Origin of the sequence: Variovorax ureilyticus, from assembly GCF_037889935.1 — a bacterium.
Lineage (GTDB): Bacteria > Pseudomonadota > Gammaproteobacteria > Burkholderiales > Burkholderiaceae_C > Variovorax > Variovorax ureilyticus.
Genome location: NZ_JBBKZU010000006.1, coordinates 164,155 through 182,595 on the forward strand (window position 1 = coordinate 164,155; position 18,441 = coordinate 182,595).

At 63.6% G+C, this 18,441-nt stretch carries 19 protein-coding genes and 1 tRNA gene; 1 reads left to right on the forward strand and 19 read right to left on the reverse strand.

The genetic code is table 11. The features are described 5' to 3' along the window. The first annotated feature begins 34 nt into the window (after positions 1–34). Positions 35–1,819 carry an ABC transporter transmembrane domain-containing protein gene (locus tag WKW77_RS15390; RefSeq protein WP_340357729.1) on the forward strand — a complete coding sequence of 595 codons (1,785 nt, stop codon included), beginning with the start codon at positions 35–37 and terminating at the stop codon, positions 1,817–1,819. 40 nt (positions 1,820–1,859) lie between these two features. On the opposite strand, the gene WKW77_RS15395 is transcribed toward WKW77_RS15390, so the two are convergent. The 19 genes from WKW77_RS15395 to secG form a co-directional block, all read right to left on the reverse strand. Beyond that, complete coding sequence (locus WKW77_RS15395) at positions 1,860–2,294, reverse strand: DUF1178 family protein (protein WP_340357730.1); 435 nt, start codon at positions 2,292–2,294, stop codon at positions 1,860–1,862. A gap of 7 nt (positions 2,295–2,301) precedes the next feature. Beyond that, positions 2,302–2,916 carry an NUDIX domain-containing protein gene (locus tag WKW77_RS15400; protein ID WP_340357731.1) on the reverse strand — a complete coding sequence of 205 codons (615 nt, stop codon included), beginning with the start codon at positions 2,914–2,916 and terminating at the stop codon, positions 2,302–2,304. A 73-nt stretch (positions 2,917–2,989) separates the two neighbouring features. Continuing rightward, a complete protein-coding gene (locus WKW77_RS15405) occupies positions 2,990–3,292 on the reverse strand; it encodes a DUF2818 family protein (protein WP_340357732.1) in 303 nt (100 codons plus the stop codon). 9 nt (positions 3,293–3,301) lie between these two features. Continuing rightward, positions 3,302–4,789 (reverse strand): NADH-quinone oxidoreductase subunit NuoN, encoded by a 1,488-nt coding sequence (nuoN, locus tag WKW77_RS15410; protein ID WP_340357733.1) that lies wholly within the window; start codon positions 4,787–4,789, stop codon positions 3,302–3,304. A gap of 24 nt (positions 4,790–4,813) precedes the next feature. Next, a complete protein-coding gene (locus tag WKW77_RS15415; RefSeq protein WP_340357734.1) occupies positions 4,814–6,289 on the reverse strand; it encodes an NADH-quinone oxidoreductase subunit M in 1,476 nt (491 codons plus the stop codon). 26 nt (positions 6,290–6,315) lie between these two features. Beyond that, entirely contained in the window at positions 6,316–8,349 is a 2,034-nt protein-coding gene (nuoL, locus tag WKW77_RS15420; RefSeq protein ID WP_340357735.1) for an NADH-quinone oxidoreductase subunit L, read from the reverse strand. Between the two features lie 8 nt (positions 8,350–8,357). Continuing rightward, entirely contained in the window at positions 8,358–8,666 is a 309-nt protein-coding gene (nuoK, locus tag WKW77_RS15425; RefSeq protein ID WP_088956248.1) for an NADH-quinone oxidoreductase subunit NuoK, read from the reverse strand. Continuing rightward, positions 8,663–9,310 (reverse strand): NADH-quinone oxidoreductase subunit J, encoded by a 648-nt coding sequence (locus tag WKW77_RS15430; RefSeq protein WP_340357736.1) that lies wholly within the window; start codon positions 9,308–9,310, stop codon positions 8,663–8,665. Before WKW77_RS15430 ends, nuoK begins: the two co-directional genes overlap by 4 nt. Positions 9,311–9,345: 35 nt before the next feature. Further along, a complete protein-coding gene (nuoI, locus tag WKW77_RS15435; RefSeq protein WP_340357737.1) occupies positions 9,346–9,888 on the reverse strand; it encodes an NADH-quinone oxidoreductase subunit NuoI in 543 nt (180 codons plus the stop codon). A 5-nt stretch (positions 9,889–9,893) separates the two neighbouring features. Continuing rightward, positions 9,894–10,970, reverse strand: coding sequence for an NADH-quinone oxidoreductase subunit NuoH (gene nuoH, locus WKW77_RS15440; RefSeq protein WP_340357738.1), 1,077 nt, complete (start codon positions 10,968–10,970; stop codon positions 9,894–9,896). Continuing rightward, positions 10,967–13,117 (reverse strand): NADH-quinone oxidoreductase subunit NuoG, encoded by a 2,151-nt coding sequence (gene nuoG, locus WKW77_RS15445; protein WP_340357739.1) that lies wholly within the window; start codon positions 13,115–13,117, stop codon positions 10,967–10,969. The genes nuoH and nuoG overlap by 4 nt, the downstream gene beginning before the upstream one ends. 22 nt (positions 13,118–13,139) lie before the next feature. Beyond that, on the reverse strand, positions 13,140–14,480 hold the full coding sequence (nuoF, locus tag WKW77_RS15450; RefSeq protein ID WP_340357740.1) for an NADH-quinone oxidoreductase subunit NuoF: 1,341 nt from the start codon (positions 14,478–14,480) through the stop codon (positions 13,140–13,142). Next, positions 14,480–15,007 carry an NADH-quinone oxidoreductase subunit NuoE family protein gene (locus WKW77_RS15455; RefSeq protein WP_340357741.1) on the reverse strand — a complete coding sequence of 176 codons (528 nt, stop codon included), beginning with the start codon at positions 15,005–15,007 and terminating at the stop codon, positions 14,480–14,482. The genes nuoF and WKW77_RS15455 overlap by 1 nt, the downstream gene beginning before the upstream one ends. An 8-nt stretch (positions 15,008–15,015) precedes the next feature. Further along, positions 15,016–16,269, reverse strand: coding sequence for an NADH-quinone oxidoreductase subunit D (locus tag WKW77_RS15460; RefSeq protein WP_340357742.1), 1,254 nt, complete (start codon positions 16,267–16,269; stop codon positions 15,016–15,018). Then, positions 16,269–16,877 carry an NADH-quinone oxidoreductase subunit C gene (locus WKW77_RS15465; protein WP_340357743.1) on the reverse strand — a complete coding sequence of 203 codons (609 nt, stop codon included), beginning with the start codon at positions 16,875–16,877 and terminating at the stop codon, positions 16,269–16,271. The genes WKW77_RS15460 and WKW77_RS15465 overlap by 1 nt, the downstream gene beginning before the upstream one ends. 11 nt (positions 16,878–16,888) lie before the next feature. After that, the gene (locus WKW77_RS15470; protein ID WP_012748606.1) at positions 16,889–17,368 is read right to left on the reverse strand and encodes a NuoB/complex I 20 kDa subunit family protein; all 480 of its coding nucleotides are present in this window, start codon (positions 17,366–17,368) and stop codon (positions 16,889–16,891) included. Positions 17,369–17,383: 15 nt separating this feature from the next. Further along, the gene (locus tag WKW77_RS15475; protein ID WP_340357744.1) at positions 17,384–17,743 is read right to left on the reverse strand and encodes an NADH-quinone oxidoreductase subunit A; all 360 of its coding nucleotides are present in this window, start codon (positions 17,741–17,743) and stop codon (positions 17,384–17,386) included. A gap of 58 nt (positions 17,744–17,801) precedes the next feature. Then, positions 17,802–17,886: transfer RNA gene (locus WKW77_RS15480), tRNA-Leu, on the reverse strand. Positions 17,887–18,005: 119 nt separating this feature from the next. Continuing rightward, entirely contained in the window at positions 18,006–18,437 is a 432-nt protein-coding gene (gene secG, locus WKW77_RS15485) for a preprotein translocase subunit SecG (RefSeq protein WP_340357745.1), read from the reverse strand. Positions 18,438–18,441: the final 4 nt, after the last annotated feature.

An 18,441-nucleotide genomic window follows, 5' to 3' on the forward strand; every position in this document is an offset into this window, starting at 1 on the left:
CTTTGAGTGGGCAAGCGTTAGCTAGAATCGGGCCATGGCTTCCTCCGCTTCCAACCGGCCCGGCAAAGGCTCTCCGAAGTCCTTGTCCGGGCTGGCGCCCTTTCTTCGGCCCTACCGCACGCAGATCATCCTGGCCGGGGTTTTTCTGGTGCTTGCCGCCGTCACGACGCTGATCTTCCCGATCGCGCTGCGCAGCCTCATCGACGGAGGCCTCGTCTCCAGCGACAAGGGCGAACAGACGATGGCGTTGCGGGACCATTTCGTCGCCCTCTTCGGTGTCGCGGTGGCACTCGGGCTTTTCTCAGCGGCGCGCTTCTACACCGTCAGCTGGCTCGGCGAGCGCGTCACGGCGGACCTGCGCAACGCCGTCTACGCACACGTGCTGCGCCAGAGCCCGGTCTTCTTCGAAACCACGCAGACGGGCGAGGTGCTTTCGCGACTGACCGCCGACACGACGCTCGTCCAGACCGTCGTGGGCTCGTCGCTCAGCATGGGTCTGCGCAATGCGGTGATGGGCGTGGGGGCGCTCGCCATGCTGATCTGGACCAATCCCTATGTGATGGTCCAGGTGCTCGGCATCCTCGTGCTGGTGGTGCTGCCGAGCATGTGGTTCGGCCGGCGCGTGCGCAAGCTGTCGCGTGCCAGCCAGGATCGCGTGGCGGACTCGAGCGCCATCGCTGCCGAAGTGCTCAACGCCATCCCGGTCGTCCAGAGCTACACCGCGGAAGCGCGCGAATCGGCCCGCTTCGACGCGTCGACCGACAGCGCCTTCCACACCGCCGTGCGGCGCACGAAAGCGCGCTCGATCCTCGTCGCATTCATCATCATCGCCACCTCTGCGGCACTGCTCTGGGGGCTCTACCAGGGCACGCAGGCGGTGCTGCACGGCGACATCACGGCCGGCCACCTGGGACAGACCGTGGTCTACGTCATCATCCTTGCGAGTGCCGCGGCAGTGCTCGGCGAGGTCTACGGGGATCTGCTGCGCGCGGCCGGTGCGACCGAGAGGTTGATGGAACTGCTCCACGCCAGGTCGGTGATCGAATCGCCCGCCGCGCCCATCGATGCGCCTGTGCCCGCCGGGGGAAGCTCGGTCCGATTCGACTCGGTGACCTTCCACTACCCTTCCCGGCCCGGCGTTCCGGCGCTGCGCGATTTCGATCTCGCGATCACGCCGGGCGAAACCGTGGCGCTGGTCGGCTCGAGCGGGGCTGGCAAGAGCACGGTCTTCCAGTTGCTCTTGCGCTATTACGACCCGCAGTCGGGTGGCATCTCGCTCGACGATGCGCCGCTCGGCGCGGTGTCGCTGAACGCGCTGCGCGAGCGGATCGGTCTGGTCCCGCAGGACGCGATCATCTTCTCGGCGACCGCCTTCGAGAACATCCGCTACGGCCGGCCGGATGCAACGGCCGAAGAGGTCCGGGCCGCGGCCAGGGCCGCCTTCGCTGACGACTTCCTGCGCGCCCTGCCGGAGGGATACGACACCTTCCTGGGCGAGCGCGGCGTGCGCCTTTCCGGTGGCCAGCGCCAACGCATCGCGATCGCGCGCGCCATGCTGAAGAATCCACCGCTGCTGCTTCTCGATGAGGCCACCAGCGCACTCGACGCCGAGAGCGAGCGCATGGTGCAGGCGGCACTTGAATCGGCGATGTCCGGACGCACCACGATCGTGATCGCGCACCGTCTCGCGACAGTGCAGAAGGCCGACCGTATCGTGGTGCTCGACCACGGCGGCATCGTCGAGCAAGGGACGCATTCGAGCCTGGTGGCGCGCAACGGCGTCTACGCCCGCCTCGCGGCGCTGCAATTCGTGGCCTGAAGAGTGCGCAGGCGCGGGCGGCACCAGCCCGCGGGCGTCGTTACTGCAAGGTTTCCTTGAGCGCCGGCGGCAAGGGCAGCGAGAACACCGGGATGCCCTCGTCGACCAGGCTTTGAGCCTGCTCGCGCGTGGTCTGGCCGCGGATGCCGCGCTCTTGCGCCTCCCCGTAGTGCATCTTGCGCGCCTCGTCGGCGAAGCGATCGCCGACGTCTTCGGTTTGCGCGATCACCTTTCGCACGGCCTGAAGCCAACGGCCCTCCGGCGAATCGGCTTCAGCGGGCGGCGCTGGAGGCTCAGCCGGCTTGTTGCTGCCCAGATTCAGCCGAGGTGCGGCCAGCAGCTTCGTGATCTTGCTGTCTCCACACAGGGGGCACTCGACCAGCCCCCTCGAGAGCTGGCCCTCGAACTCCTCGTGGGATGCGAACCATCCCTCGAAGCCGTGCCCGTGTGCACATTGGAGATTGAGGACCTTCATGCACCCATTATCCCGCCGTGCCGAACGGCGCGGGCGATCGCCAGTCGAGCACCCATGCGCCGGAAAGGACGTTCTGCAGCCACAGCGAGCAGGTCTGCGACTTGGCGTCGGTCACGATCCCGTCGCGGCACCAGGCAAGCACCTCCTGCGGCGTCGCGGTGATCACGTCGAGGAACTCGCCGTGATCGAGCTGGCGGGTGCCAAGCGAAAGGCCGCGCGCGAAGTAGATGTGGATGATTTCCGTCGAATAGGCGACGGCGAGGTGCATGGCACCAGCGTACGCCCATTCGCGCGCGGTGTAGCCGGTCTCCTCGAGGAGTTCGCGCTGGCCGCACAACAGGGGATCCTCGCCGGCATCGAGCTTTCCGGCGGGGAATTCGGTCATCACATGGCCGATCGGGTAGCGGTACTGGCGCTCGAGCACGAGGCGCCCATCGTCCAGCAAAGGCACCACCACGACCGCGCCCGGGTGAACGATGTATTCGCGCGTCGCAGTGTGGCCATCCGGCAGCTTGACGGTATCCCGCTTGGCGCGAAGGAAGTTCCCCTGGAACAACAACTCGCTGGCCGTGCACTCTTCCCGCAGGTGCGTATCAACGCCGTCGGGGGTCTTGGAACTCATTGGATAACCTCCGTGCCTCGCACTGCGGAGCGACCGCCTTCGGGCGGCCGGGCGGCGTTCATTGCGATTTCCCTCACCGATGCTTCAGCAGGTAGCGCCACGTGAATCCCGGGAACGCCAGAACGACGAACAGCGCGGCCGTGACGGCGTAGAACTCCCATCCCTGCGGCGCAATCTGCCCGACGCGGCGCTCGAACAGCAAACCGATGCCGCCGACGACGAAGTACAGCAGCACCAGTTCACCGACACGGATCGCCAGCGACTTGGTCGCGCCGGGCGGCGCCACGAGCCCCAGTATGCGCTCCGTGAAGAACGGGAAGTTGGCTGCCAGCAGCGCAAGCAGCAGCACCACCCAGACCGAGGCGCTTTGCGACACGGAGCCGAATCAGCTCGCCAGCGTCGCCACGATCGCCTGCGCGCAAAGCGTCATCAGGCTGCCGGGCAGGATTCCCAGGATCAGGATCAGCGCGCCGTTGACGGTCAGCACGGCCCGGACATCGGGCGGTGCCGCCACGGTCGTCGCGGTCAGCGGCGCATCGAAGTACATGACCTTGACCACGCGCAGGTAGTAGAACGCGCCGATCAGCGACATCACCACCGCGAAAACGGCCAACGCGATGTGCATCGCCTGACCGGACGCGATCAGGGCCTGGAGCACCGCGAACTTGGCGTAGAAACCGACCAGCGGCGGCACGCCTGCCAGCGAGAACATGGCGATCGCCATCACGCCGGCGTACAGCGGGCTGCGCTGGTTGAGGCCTGCCAGGTCGGTGATTTCCTCGCTCTCGAAGCCCTCGCGCGCCAGCAGCAGGATGATCCCGAAGCTCGCGAGCGTGGTGAGCACATAGGTCACGATGTAGAACATCGCGGCGCTGTAGGCGAACTGCGCGTTGTACGTGTTGCCGTTCACCACGCCGGCGACCAGACCGAGCAGCATGAAGCCCATCTGCGCGATGGTCGAATAGGCCAGCATCCGCTTGAGGTTCGTCTGCGCGATGGCCGCGAGATTGCCGACCAGCAGCGACGCGATCGCCAACAGGGTCAGCATCTGCTGCCAGTCGATGGCGAGCGGAAGCAGTCCTTCCACCAGCAGGCGGATGATGATCGCGAAGGCCGCGAGTTCGGGGGCTGCGCCGATCAGCAAGGTGATCGCCGTCGGGGCGCCCTGGTAGACGTCCGGCACCCACATGTGGAACGGCGCCGCACCGACCTTGAACGCGAGGCCGGCGACGATGAAGACCAGGCCGAACACCAGCACCTGATGATTGACCTGGCGGCTCGCGATGGCCTTGAAGACTTCGTTGATGTCGAGCGAGCCGGTCGCACCGTACATCATCGAGAGGCCGTAGAGCAGGAAGCCGCTGGCCATCGCGCCGAGGACGAAATACTTCATCGCCGCTTCGCTCGCCAGGGCGTTGTCGCGGCGCAGCGCGACCAGCGCGTAGCTCGACAGCGTCAGCAGCTCGAGCCCGAGGTAGAGCACCAGGAAGTTGCTGCCCGACATCATCACGAACATACCGAGCAGGGCCAGCATGCTCATGGTGAACATCTCACCGCCCCGCAGCATCCCGCGATCGGCGGCGTAAGGCCGGCCATAGACCAGCGTGACCATCAGCGCCAGCGTGGCGAAGCACTTGAGCCAGTTGCCCATCGGATCGCTCACGACCATCCCGCCGAAGCCGTAGATGGTCTTGCCGGCGGCCGCATTGAATCCGGTGAGCACCGCGATCACGGCCAGCGTCAGCAGCGTCAGCACATAGGTGGCCGTACGGCGGGGACTGGTGGTGGACAGATCCAACAGCGCGATCACGCATGCCATGATGAGCAGCGCCGCCTCTGGGTAGATCGCCATCCAGCTGAGTTTGTCAATCATCTCGTTCTCTTGTTCAGCGTGGATTTAGGGCAGCTTGGAAACCGCCACATGGCGCAGCAACTCGGCCACGGACGTGTTCATCACATCGGTGAAAGGCTTGGGATAGATGCCCATCCAGAGCACCGCGATCGCCAGCAACGCCAGCATGAGGAATTCGCGCGAGCCGATGTCGCTCAGTTCCTTCACGTGGTCGTTGCCGGGCGCGCCGAGGTAGACGCGCTTGTACATCCACAGCGTGTAGGCAGCACCGAAGATCAGCGCGGTCGCAGCGCCAAGGCCGAGCCAGAAGTTCGACTTGACCGCGCCGATGATCACCATCCACTCGCCGACGAAGCCGGCCGTTCCGGGCAGGCCGCAGTTGGCCATCGCGAACAGCAGCGCGAACGCGGCGAACTTGGGCATCGTGTTGACCACGCCGCCGTAATCGGCGATCTCGCGGGAATGCACGCGGTCGTACAGCACGCCGATGCAAAGGAACATCGCGCCCGACACGAATCCGTGGGAAATCATCTGGACGATGCCGCCCGAGACACCGAGCTCGTTGAAGATGAAGAAGCCGAGCGTCACGAAGCCCATGTGGGCCACCGAAGAATAGGCGACCAGCTTCTTCATGTCCTGCTGGACCAGCGCGACCAGACCCACGTAGATCACGGCGATCAGCGACAACGCGATCATGAGCCAGGCCCACTCGTGAGAGGCATCGGGCGCGATCGGCATCGAGAAACGCAGGAAGCCGTAAGCACCGAGCTTCAGCATGATCGCCGCCAGCACCGCGGAACCACCCGTCGGCGCCTCGACGTGCACGTCCGGCAACCACGTGTGGACCGGCCACATCGGAACCTTCACCGCGAAGGCCGCGAGGAAGGCGAAGAACAGGAAGCTCTGCGTACTCCGCTCCAGGGGCAACTTGTGCCAGGTCAGGATGTCGAAGCTGCCACCGGACTTGTTGTACAGGTAGATCAGCGCGACCAGCGTCAGCAGCGAGCCGAGCAGCGTGTAGATGAAGAACTTGAAGGCCGCATAGATCTTGTTCGGACCGCCCCAGATACCGATGATCAGGTACATCGGGATCAGCGTGGCTTCGAAGAAGGTGTAGAAGAGGATCCCGTCGAGCGCGGAGAACGTGCCGATCATGAGGCCGGACAGGATCAGGAACGCGCCCATGTACTGGTTGACGCGCTCGGTGATCACCTCCCACGCCGAGATCACCACGACGACCGTGATGAACGCCGTCAGCAGCACCAGCCAGAACGAGATGCCGTCGAGGCCGATGTGGTAGTTGATGTTGAAGCGTTCGATCCAGCTCGTCTTCTCGACGAACTGCATTGCGGCGGTGCCGGTATCGAAGCGCGCGTAGAGCGGCAGCGTGACCAGGAAGCTCGCAATCGAACCGACGAGTGCGATCCAGCGCACCATCGGCGCCTGACTGTCACGACCGAAGGCCAGTAGCACGGCACCGATGATGATCGGCATCCAGATGGCAAGGCTCAACAGACCCATTTTTGTTTTTCTCCAGCGAGAGCCGCTTACCGTTTAAACCAGACGAAGTACGACATCAGCACGAAGATGCCCAGCAGCATCGCGAATGCGTAGTGATAGATGTAGCCCGACTGGACCCAGCGCACGGCACCGGCGATGCGGCCGACGAGCTTCCACGAGCCATTGACGATGGCACCGTCGATGAGGCCCTGGTCACCACCCTTCCAGAGACCGGTGCCCAAGGCACGGGTGGCGCGGGCGATGACGTTCTCGTTGAACCAGTCCATGTAGTACTTGTTGTCGAGCAGGCGGTAGATCGGGCCGCAGGCACGCTTGATCGCCGCCGGCAGGGCCGGGTTGACGAGATACATGTACCAGGACAACACCACGCCAGCGAGCGCGAGCCAGAACGGCGCGGCTGTCAGGCCGTGGATTGCCATTGCCACCGGGCCGTGGAATCCCTCGGCCAGCTCCTTCATGGCCTCGTGCTTGGCCTCGTCGATGAAGATCGCGCCGCTGAAGAAGTCGCCATACAGCATCGGCTGGATCGTCATGAAGCCGATGACGACAGACGGAATGGCCAGCAGCACCAGCGGCAGCCACACCACCCACGGAGATTCGTGCGGCGTGGAATGATCGTCGTGATGGCCGTGATCCGGCTCTGCATCGGCGGCGTGATGATGGGCGTCCGGGTTCTGGTCGAAGCGCTCCTTGCCGTGGAACACCAGGAAGTACATGCGGAACGAGTAGAAGGCCGTGACGAACACACCGGCGAGGACCGCGAAATACGCAAAGCCGGAGCCCCACAGGTGGCTTTCGTGGACCGCCTCGATGATGGTGTCCTTGGAATAGAAGCCCGCGAACAATGGCGTGCCGATCAGGGCAAGCGAACCGACGAGCGACGTGATCCAGGTGATCGGCATGTACTTGCGCACGCCGCCCATCCAACGGATGTCCTGGTTGTGATGCATGCCGATGATCACCGAGCCCGCACCGAGGAAGAGCAGCGCCTTGAAGAAGGCGTGCGTCATCAGATGGAACACGGCGGCGGAGTAGGCCGACGCGCCGAGCGCGACCGTCATGTATCCGAGCTGCGAGAGCGTCGAATAGGCCACCACGCGCTTGATGTCGTTCTGGATGATGCCGAGGAAGCCCATGAACAGCGCCGTGATCGCGCCGATCACGAGGATGAAGCTCAAGGCCGTGTCGCTCAGTTCGAACAGCGGCGACATCCGCGCCACCATGAAGATGCCGGCGGTCACCATCGTCGCCGCGTGAATCAGCGCGGAGATCGGGGTCGGGCCTTCCATCGAATCGGGCAGCCAGACGTGCAACGGGAACTGCGCGCTCTTGCCCATGGCGCCGATGAACAGGCAGATGCAGATCACCGTGATGAGCATCCACTCGGTCCCCGGGAAGGCGAGCTTCGCCAGTTCGTCGGCTTTGGCGAAGGTTTCGCCATAGTTCAGCGTTCCGGCATACGCGGCCAGCAGGCCGATGCCGAGGATGAAGCCGAAGTCGCCCACGCGGTTGACCAGGAAGGCCTTCATGTTCGCGAAGATCGCCGTCGGCCTGTTGAACCAGAACCCGATCAGCAGGTAGGACACCAGGCCCACCGCTTCCCACCCGAAGAAGAGCTGGAGCATGTTGTTGCTCATCACGAGCATCAACATCGAAAAGGTGAAGAGCGAAATGTAGGCGAAGAAGCGGTTGTAGCCTTCGTCCTCCTCCATGTAGCCGATGGTGTAGATGTGAACCATCAGCGACACGAAGGTCACGACGCACATCATCATGGCGGTGAGTCCGTCGATCAGGAAACCGATCTCCATCTTCAGGCCGCCGACCGTCATCCACTCGTAGATCGTCTCGTTGAAGCGGGCGCCGTCGGCGACCACGCTCTTGAGGGTCATTGCGGAGATGACGAAGGCCACCAGCACGCCGAGGATGGTCAGCGAATGCGTGACGCGGCGGCCGATATGGTTGCCGCCGAACTTCGTGCCGAAAAGGCCCGCGACGACGGCGCCAACCAGAGGAGCCAGCGGGACGGCCAGCAGCGAGGATGCAGAAAGTGTTGCGCTCATGATGATCCTTAACCCTTGAGCGCGTTGAGTTCGTCGACGTTGATGTTCGACCTGTTGCGGAACAGGAGGACGAGCAGCGCCAGACCGATCGCGGATTCGGCCGCGGCGACCGTCAGGATGAAGAACACGAAGATCTGGCCGTGCATGTCGCCGAGGAAATACGAGAAGGCGACGAAGTTCATGTTGACGGCCAGGAGCATGAGCTCGATGCACATCAGCAGAACAATGAGGTTCTTCCGGTTGAGGAAGATGCCGATCACGGAAAGCGCGAACAGCATCGCGCCCAGCGAGAGGAAGTGTCCGAGCGTGAGCGTCATGCCTTGGTCTCCGCAGCTGCCGCTTGTTCTTCGGCGACGGGTTGTGCGGCACGGGTCGCCGGCATCTGGACGATACGGACCCGGTCGCGCGCCTTCACCCGGACCTGGTCGGCCGGGTTGACGTACTTGCTGTCCTTGCGGGCGCGCAGCGTCAGCGCGATGGCCGCAAACATGGCGACGAGCAGGATGACCGCCGCGATTTCCAGCGGATAGAGGTAGTCTGTGTAGAGGAGCTTGCCGAGCTCGAGGGTGTTGGAGGTGTTGGGACCGGTCGCCAGGGGATTCTTGGGCGCAGCCAACCGGAAGCCGCCCATGAGGACTGCCGCCATTTCGAGGGCGATGAGCGCACCGACGCCGGCAGCCAGCGGGAAGTGTCGCCAGAAGCCCTCTCGGAGACTGTCGACGTTGATGTCCAGCATCATCACGACGAACAGGAACAGCACCATCACGGCGCCGACATAGACGAGCACGAGCGAGATCGCAAGGAACTCGGCACGCAGCAGCAGCCAGATCGCCGAGGCCTGGAAGAAGGCCAGCACCAGATAGAGCGCGGCATACACGGGGTTGCGCGCGGTGATCACGCGGAAGCCTGCGAACAGCAGCACCGCGGAAAACAGATAGAACAGACCGGTCTTGACGTCCATGGGTCGAATTCGTTGCGAGGTTCGGGCCAGACCGCTTAGCGGTACTTGGCGTCTGCCGCCTTGTTGGCAGCGATTTCTTTTTCGTAGCGGTCGCCCACGGCCAGGAGCATGTCCTTGGTGAAGTAGAGGTCGCCGCGCTTTTCCCCGTGGTATTCGAAGATGTGCGTTTCCACGATCGAGTCGACCGGGCAGCTTTCTTCACAGAAGCCGCAGAAGATGCACTTGGTCAGGTCGATGTCGTAGCGGGTGGTGCGGCGGGAGCCGTCGTCACGCACGTCGGATTCGATCGTGATGGCCAGCGCGGGGCACACGGCCTCGCACAGCTTGCAGGCGATGCAGCGCTCTTCGCCGTTTTCGTAGCGGCGAAGTGCGTGCAGCCCGCGAAAGCGCGGCGAAAGCGGCGTCTTCTCTTCCGGGAACTGGATAGTGATCTTCCGGCTGAAAGCGTACTTTCCGGTGATCGCCAAGCCCTTGAACAATTCGAACAGCATGAAGCTGCGCAGAAAGTCCTTGAGCGAGAACGGCTGCGCCGTCGTCGATGATGAGCGCGCAAGCGCGCTGGTGGTGTGCGCAGACATGGCGGTTACTTCCAGATGTTGAACGGGGTCTGCATCCACGCGCCGACCACCACCAGCCACACGAGCGTGACCGGAATGAAGATCTTCCAGCCCAGACGCATGATCTGGTCGTAGCGGAAGCGCGGGAAAGTCGAACGAACCCACAGGAACATCGTGACCACGCAGAAGGTCTTGATGCCCAGCCAGATCCACCCCGGGATGAACGAGAGGAACTCGAACGGCGGCAGCCAGCCTCCCAGGAACAGGACCACGCAAAGGATCGAGACCAGCCACATGTTGGCGTACTCGGCCAGGAAGAACATCGCGAAGCTCATGCCCGAGTACTCGATCATGTGGCCCGCGACGATCTCGGACTCGCCTTCGACAACGTCGAAGGGATGGCGGTTCGTCTCGGCCAGACCCGAGATGAAGTAGACGACGAAGATCGGCAGCAACGGCAGCCAGTTCCACGAGAGGAAACCGACGCCCATCGACGCGAAGTGGCCCTTGCCCTGCCCCATCACGATGTCGGTCATGTTGAGGCTGGCCGACACCATCAGCACCACAACGAAGCAGAAGCCCATCGCGATTTCGTAGCTGACCATCTGGGCCGAAGCACGCAGCGCGCCGAGGAAGGCGTACTTCGAATTCGACGCCCATCCCGCGATGATCACGCCGTAGACCTCGAGCGAGGTGATCGCCATGACGAAAAGCAGACCGGCGTTGATGTCGGCCAGCGCCACTTCGGGGCCGAACGGGATCACGGCCCATGCGGCCAGCGCCGGCATGATGGTCATGATCGGGCCCAGCAGGAACAGGCCCTTGTTCGCGACCGTCGGAAGAATGATTTCCTTCGTCAGCAGCTTGAGCGCGTCGGCGATGGGTTGCAGCAGGCCCAGGGGCCCGATCCGGTTGGGGCCGATGCGGATCTGCGTGAAGCCGATGGCCTTGCGTTCCCACAGCGTCAGATAGGCGACCGCACCCATCAGCGGCGCGACGACCACGACGATCTTGATCAGCGTCCAGATGATGGGCCAGAGGAGGCCGGTCCACCATCCGGCGGACACGAGCCCGGCGCCGAAGCCGTGCAGTGCGTCGATCATGCGAGCACCTCCTCTGCAACGGCAGCCTGTGCGAGCCGAGCGTCAGCCGTGAGCTGAAGCGACGGCGCACGACGGACGATCGAATCGAGTTGGTAGATGCTTGCCACCACAGGCGCGGCCTGCGTTGCCGCACCGGCCGTTACCGACGCCGGAGCGGCATTGCTCAGCTTGCCCACAATTGCTTCGGCAGACGCGCCGATGTCGGCAAGGACATCCGCCGACGATTCGAATGCAAATCCGGGCAAACCGAGCAGGTTGCCCAGGACGCGCAGGACCTTCCAGGCCGGACGTGCCTCGCCCAACGGCTTCACCACCGCGTGGAAGCTTTGCGCGCGCCCTTCGGCATTCACGAAGGTGCCCGCCGTTTCGGTGAACGGAGCGATCGGCAGCAGCACGTCGCTGAATTCGAGATTGGCCTTGAACGGGCTCAGCGTCACGACCATCTGTGCGTGAGCAAGACCTTCGACAGCGGACTCTCCCGCTGCCGAGTCGAACACCGGCTCGTTGTTGAGCAGCAGTGCGGCCTTGAGTCCGCCGGCCAGCATCTGGCCCGCATTCAGTCCGCCCGCCTTGGGCAGCGCGCCCACGACCTGCGCACCGACCGTGTTGGCCGCCTCGGTCAGGAATCCGACCGTTGCGCCGGTTTGCGCGCCGATCCAGTTCGCCAGCGACAGCAAGGTGCTTGCCTGTGCGTGGTGGGCTGCCGCGTTGCCCAGCAGGATGGCCTTGCGTTCGCCATCGAGCAGGGAAGCAGCGATGGCCTTTGCGGCATCGCTCGGAGAACCGTTTGCAGCGACGGGTGCGCCGGCACCCTTGGTTTCGGCGATGGCGGCGGCGACCTGCGCCAGCACATCGACCCAGCGATCGGACGGCACGCGAACAGCGTTGCCAACCGCCATCGCCCAAGCTTCATCGTCAGCAAAAAGCGCCTGCGACGTGACCGCGCTCAGGACGCCGCCCTTGCGAACCGCCTGGCGGATCCGCTGGGCGAACAACGGGTGATCCTTGCGAAGGTTGGAGCCGATCACGAGTGCGCGCTGCAGTTGCGACAGCGAGGCGATCGAGGTTCCGAGCCAGCGGACGCCTTCGGCGGCCGAGAACTCGGCATTGCGCAGGCGGTAGTCGATGTTGTCGCTGCCGAGGCCGTTCGTGAGCAGCTTGGCCAGATGCAGTTCCTCGAGCGTGCTGTGCGGGCTGACCAGCGTACCGATGGCCTGCGCGCCGTGATCGGCCTTGATCTGCTTGAGGCCGTTGGCGACGTATTCCAGTGCCGTCTGCCAGTCCACCTGCTGCCATTGGCCGCCCTGCTTCAGCATCGGCTGCGTCAGACGCTCGGGGCCGTTCAGTGCCTCATAGGAGAAGCGATCGCGGTCGGCGATCCAGCACTCGTTCACGTCTTCGTTTTCGAGCGGGACGACACGCATCACGCGGTTGTTCTTGACCTGGACGATGAGGTTGGCACCCGTCGAATCGTGCGGGCTCACCGACTTGCGGCGCGACAGCTCCCAGGTGCGGGCGCTGTAGCGGAAGGGCTTGCTCGTGAGCGCGCCCACCGGGCAGATGTCGATCATGTTGCCCGACAGCTCGGAATCCACCGAATCTCCGAGGAAGGTCTCGATCTCGGAGTGCTCGCCGCGATTCGACATGCCCAGTTCCATCACGCCGGCGACTTCCTGGCCGAAGCGGACGCAGCGCGTGCAGTGGATGCAGCGGCTCATTTCTTCCATGCTGATCAGCGGGCCGACGTCCTTATGGAAGACGACGCGCTTTTCTTCCTCGTAGCGCGAAGAAGAACCGCCATAGCCGACGGCGAGATCCTGCAGCTGGCACTCGCCGCCCTGGTCGCAGATCGGGCAATCCAGCGGGTGGTTGATGAGCAGGAATTCCATCACCGACTGCTGGGCCTTGATCGCCTTGTCGCTCTTGGTGCGGACGATCATGCCCTGCGTCACCGGCGTGGCGCAGGCGGGCATCGGCTTCGGCGCCTTCTCGACGTCGACCAGGCACATCCGGCAGTTGGCGGCGATGCTGAGCTTCTTGTGGTAGCAGAAGTGCGGGATGTAGGTGCCCGCCTTTTCGGCCGCATGCATGACCATGCTGCCTTCGGTCACTTCGACCTTCTTGCCGTCAAGTTCGATTTCAACCATATGTGTTGTGTTCTTCTTGCGCTCAGGCCTTGGCGGGAGCCTTCGGGACGTAGCCCGGAACCAGGGCTTCGAACTCGTGGCGGAAGTGCTTGATCATGGCCCGCACCGGCATGGCCGCTGCGTCGCCCAGCGCGCAGATGGTGCGGCCCTGGATGTTGTCGGCGACGGAATTCAGCAGGTCCATGTCGGTCGGCTTTCCGCGACCGTTGTGGATGCGATCCACCACGCGCCAAAGCCAGCCGGTGCCTTCGCGGCACGGCGTGCACTGGCCGCAGGACTCGTGCATGTAGAAGTACGAGAGGCGCTTGAGCGACTCGACCATCGAGCGGCTGTCGTCCATCACGATGACCGCGCCGGAACCGAGCATCGAGCCCGCCTTGGCGATCGAGTCGTAGTCCATCGTGCATTCCATCATGATGGAAGCCGGCAGCACGGGCGCCGAAGATCCGCCGGGGATCACCGCCTTGAGCTGGCGGCCCTTGCGGACACCGCCCGCAAGTTCAAGCAGCTTGGAGAACGGCGTGCCCATCGGCACTTCGTAGTTGCCCGGCAGTTCGACGTCGCCGCTGACCGAGTAGATCTTGGTGCCGCCGTTGTTCGGCTTGCCGCATTCGAGGTAGGCAACACCGCCGTTGTTGATGATCCACGGCACTGCCGCGAAGGTCTCGGTGTTGTTGATCGTGGTCGGCTTGCCGTAGAGGCCGAAGCTCGCCGGGAATGGCGGCTTGAAGCGGGGTTGACCTTTCTTGCCTTCGAGCGACTCCAGCAGCGCAGTCTCTTCGCCGCAGATGTAGGCGCCGAAGCCATGCGCAGCGTGCAGCTGGAAGTTGTAGGTGCTGCCCATGATCCCGTCGCCGAGATAGCCTGCCGCGCGCGCCTCTTCCAGTGCTTCCTCGAAGCGCTCGTAGGTCTGGAAGATCTCGCCGTGGATGTAGTTGTAGCCCACGCTGATGCCCATCGCGTAAGCGGCAATGGCCATGCCCTCGATCACGATGTGCGGATTGAATTGCAGGATGTCCCGGTCCTTGCACGTCCCGGGCTCGCCCTCGTCGGAGTTGCAGACGAGGTACTTCTGGCCCGGGAACTGCCGGGGCATGAAGCTCCACTTGAGGCCGGTCGGGAAGCCGGCGCCGCCGCGTCCGCGAAGGCCGGACGCCTTGACTTCGGCGATTACCTGGTCGGGCGTCATGCCTTCGGTGAGGATCTTGCGCAGTGCCTTGTAGCCACCGCGCGCCTCGTAGTCGGCCAGGCGCCAGTTGGTGCCATCCAGGCCGGCATAGATCTGCGGCGAGATGTGACGATCGTGGAAACAGGTCTGGACGCCAGTCGCCTGGAACTGCGACAGCACTTGTTCGGGCGACATCACTTCGCTCCCTTCGCAGAATTGCGCAGCCCGTCGATCAGCTGGTCGAGCTTCTCGTTGCTCATAAAGCTGCACATCGTGCGGTCGTTGACCAACATGACGGGGGAATCGGCGCAGGCGCCGAGGCATTCGCTCTGCTGCAGCGTGAACATGCCGTCGGGCGTCGTCTCGCCCATCTGGATGCCCAGCTTCTTCTCGAGATGCGCGAGCGCGACCGCGCCGTCTCGCAATTGGCAAGGCAGATTGGTGCAGACGTTGAGCTTGAACGCGCCCACCGGCCGCTGGTTGTACATGTTGTAGAAGGTGGTGACTTCGTGGACCGCAATCGGCGCCATGCCGAGGTAGTCCGCGATCTCACGCTCGCGCAATTCGCTGATGTAGCCGTCGTCCTGCTGCACGATCGCCAGGCAGGCCATCACGGCCGACTGCTTGCCGGCGGGCGGGTACTTGGCGACCTCGCGTGCAAAGCGGGCAAGCGTCGCTTCGGACAGCGGTGCCTGTTCGCGGTGGGTGGTGTCGGAAGTCATGAGTTCGCTTACCTGTCAATCTCGCCGAACACGATGTCCATCGTGCCGATCACGGCGACGGCGTCGGCAATCATGTGACCACGAGACATTTCGTCGAGTGCCGCCAGGTGCGGGAAGCCCGGGGCACGAATCTTGAGTCGATAGGGCTTGTTCGCGCCGTCGCTCACGAGATAGATGCCGAACTCGCCCTTCGGGTGCTCGACAGCGGCATACGCCTCGCCTTCCGGCACATGGAAACCTTCCGTGAAGAGCTTGAAATGGTGGATCAGCTCCTCCATGTTCGCTTTCATCGATTCGCGCGCCGGCGCGGCCACCTTGTGGTTGTCGGTGATCACCGGGCCCGGATTCGCCCGCAGCCATGCGGAACACTGCTGGATGATCCGGTTGGCCTGTCGCATCTCCTCGACGCGCACGAGGTAGCGGTCGTAGCAGTCGCCGGTGCGGCCGACGGGCACGTCGAATTCCATGCGGTCGTACACGTCGTACGGCTGCTTCTTGCGCAGATCCCATTCGACGCCCGAGCCGCGCAGCATCGGCCCCGTGAAGCCGAGATTGAGCGCACGCTCCGGGGAGACGACCCCGATGCCGACGGTGCGCTGCTTCCAGATCCGGTTGTCGGTGAGCAGCGTCTCGTACTCGTCGACCATCTTGGGAAAGCGCTTGCAGAAGTCGTCGACGAAATCGAGCATCGAGCCCTGACGGTTCTCGTTGAGCTTCTCGATCGCCTTCGCGTTCTTGATCTTGCTGGCCTTGTACTGCGGCATCGAATCCGGCAGATCGCGATAGACGCCGCCCGGACGGAAGTACGCCGCGTGCATGCGCGCACCGGACACCGCTTCGTACAGGTCGAACAGGTCTTCGCGCTCGCGGAAGCAGTAGATGAGCATGTTCATCGCACCGCAATCCAGACCGTGCGCGCCCAGCCACAGCAGGTGGTTCAGCAGGCGCGTGATTTCCGCAAACATGACGCGGATGTATTGCGCACGGATCGGCACCTCGAGGCCGAGCATCCGCTCGATCGCAAGGCAGTACGCATGCTCGTTGCTCATCATCGACACGTAGTCGAGACGATCCATGTAGGGCAGCGACTGGATGAAGGTTCGCGTTTCGGCAAGCTTTTCGGTTGCGCGGTGCAGAAGACCGATGTGGGGATCGGCACGCTGGATGACTTCGCCGTCCAGCTCGAGCACGAGGCGCAGCACACCATGGGCCGCTGGGTGCTGAGGCCCGAAGTTGAGCGTGTAGTTCTTGATTTCGGCCATCAGTGCAGTCCGCCGTAGTTGTCTTCGCGAATGACCCGCGGCGTGATCTCACGCGGCTCGATGGTCACCGGCTGGTAGATCACGCGCTTCTGCTCCGCGTCGTAGCGCATCTCGACGTGGCCGGAGACCGGGAAGTCCTTGCGGAACGGATGGCCGATGAACCCATAGTCCGTCAGGAGGCGGCGGAGGTCGTCATGCCCCTCGAAGACAATGCCGTAGAGATCAAAGGCCTCGCGCTCGAACCAGCCCGCACTGTTCCAGATGCCGGTGAGCGAATCGACGACCGGGAGATCCTCGTTGGGCACGAATACCTTGAGGCGCACGCGCTGGTTGAGGCTCACGGACAGCAGATGCGATACGACGCAGAAGCGCTCGCCATCCCATTCGCCGTCACGGTAGCTGGAGTAGTCCATGCCGCACAGGTCGATGAGCTGCTCGAAACGGCAGCCCGGGGCATCACGCAGCAACGCGGCCGCGGCAAGGTAGTCAGACGCTCCAACAACCACCGTCACCTCGCCGAGCGAGACCGTGACGCTTTTCGCCTTGGAGCCAAGCGTTTCGGTGATCTGGGTCTGGAGCGCCTCTGGAGAAATGGCAAAGTCGGTCATCGTCTTGCTCTTCAGGCGCGCGCGATCGTATTGGTGCGCCGGATCTTCTGCTGGAGCTGGATCACCCCATACAGAAGGGCTTCGGCGGTCGGCGGGCAGCCCGGCACATAGACATCAACCGGCACGATGCGATCGCATCCGCGCACGACCGAATAGCTGTAGTGGTAGTAGCCACCACCATTGGCGCACGAGCCCATCGAGAGGACCCAGCGCGGCTCCGGCATCTGGTCGTACACCTTGCGCAGCGCCGGCGCCATCTTGTTGCACAGCGTGCCAGCCACGATCATCAGGTCGGACTGCCGTGGACTCGGCCGGAACAGCATGCCGAAGCGATCGATGTCGTAGCGGGCCGCACCCGCGTGCATCATTTCCACCGCGCAGCACGCCAGACCAAAGGTCATGGGCCACAGAGATCCGGTCTTGGCCCAATTCACCACCGAGTCGTAGGTCGTGGTGACGAAGCCTTCCTTCATGACGCCTTCAATGGCCATTTTTGGAATTCCTTGTCATTCCCAGTCGAGCGCGCCCTTTTTCCACTCGTAGACAAAGCCCACGACGAGGATGGCGAGAAAAATCATCATCGCCCAGAAGCCGACAGCACCAATCTCCTTGAGCGCGATCGCCCACGGGAAGAGAAAAGCGATTTCGAGATCGAAGAGGATGAAGAGGATGGCGACGAGGTAGTACCGGACGTCGAACTTCATCCGAGCGTCTTCGAAGGCCTCGAAGCCGCATTCGTAGGGGGAATTCTTTTGGGAATCAGGCCGATTGGGGCCGAGGATGTAACCCAGAACCTGAGGCGCGACACCGACGCCGACACCGACCAAGATGAACAACAGGACGGGGAGGTAGGAATCGAGGTTCATCAGGAGGCTCTATCACCGCTTGACACCGGCAGGAAGCGGGATTCCTGCCGGTGAGATTTGGTGCGGTCGGCGAGACTCGAACTCGCACAGCTTTCGCCACTACCCCCTCAAGATAGCGTGTCTACCAATTTCACCACGACCGCGGTTTTTTGCTGCCCGGATGGCATGAGGAACCTTCAGCAGGTTTTTGGCTTTCCGGAGCAGCTTTAGAGTTTACCCTGAAATACTGCCGTTTTCACTCGGCAAGCATAGTTTCGTCAGATTACTTGTTCGGAATCTGGTTGGCACCCCCGGCAGGCGCGGCTGGGGCCGGCGCGGGTGCGCTCGTGGCAGGAGCCGAAGGCGCGCTGCCCGCAGGAATTTCTGCAGAGCCGGCCGGAGCCGGACCCGTCGCAGGCGCAGGCACAGGCGCCCCCACCGCGGCGCGCTCCAGCAGGGTGCCGCCGCCCTGAGGACGGGCATGCCCGAAATAAGCCAATACCAGGGTGCAGGCAAAGAACACGACGGCGAGAACTGCCGTCGAGCGGGAAAGAAAATTCGCACTGCCGCTGGCGCCGAACAGGCTGCCCGCGCTGCCGCTGCCGAAGGCCGCGCCCATGTCGGCGCCCTTGCCGTGCTGGACCAGGATCAGGCCGATCATGGCAAGCGCGGCAAGCATCTGCACGCCGACCAGGATGTTGAGGACCAAGTTCATTCGT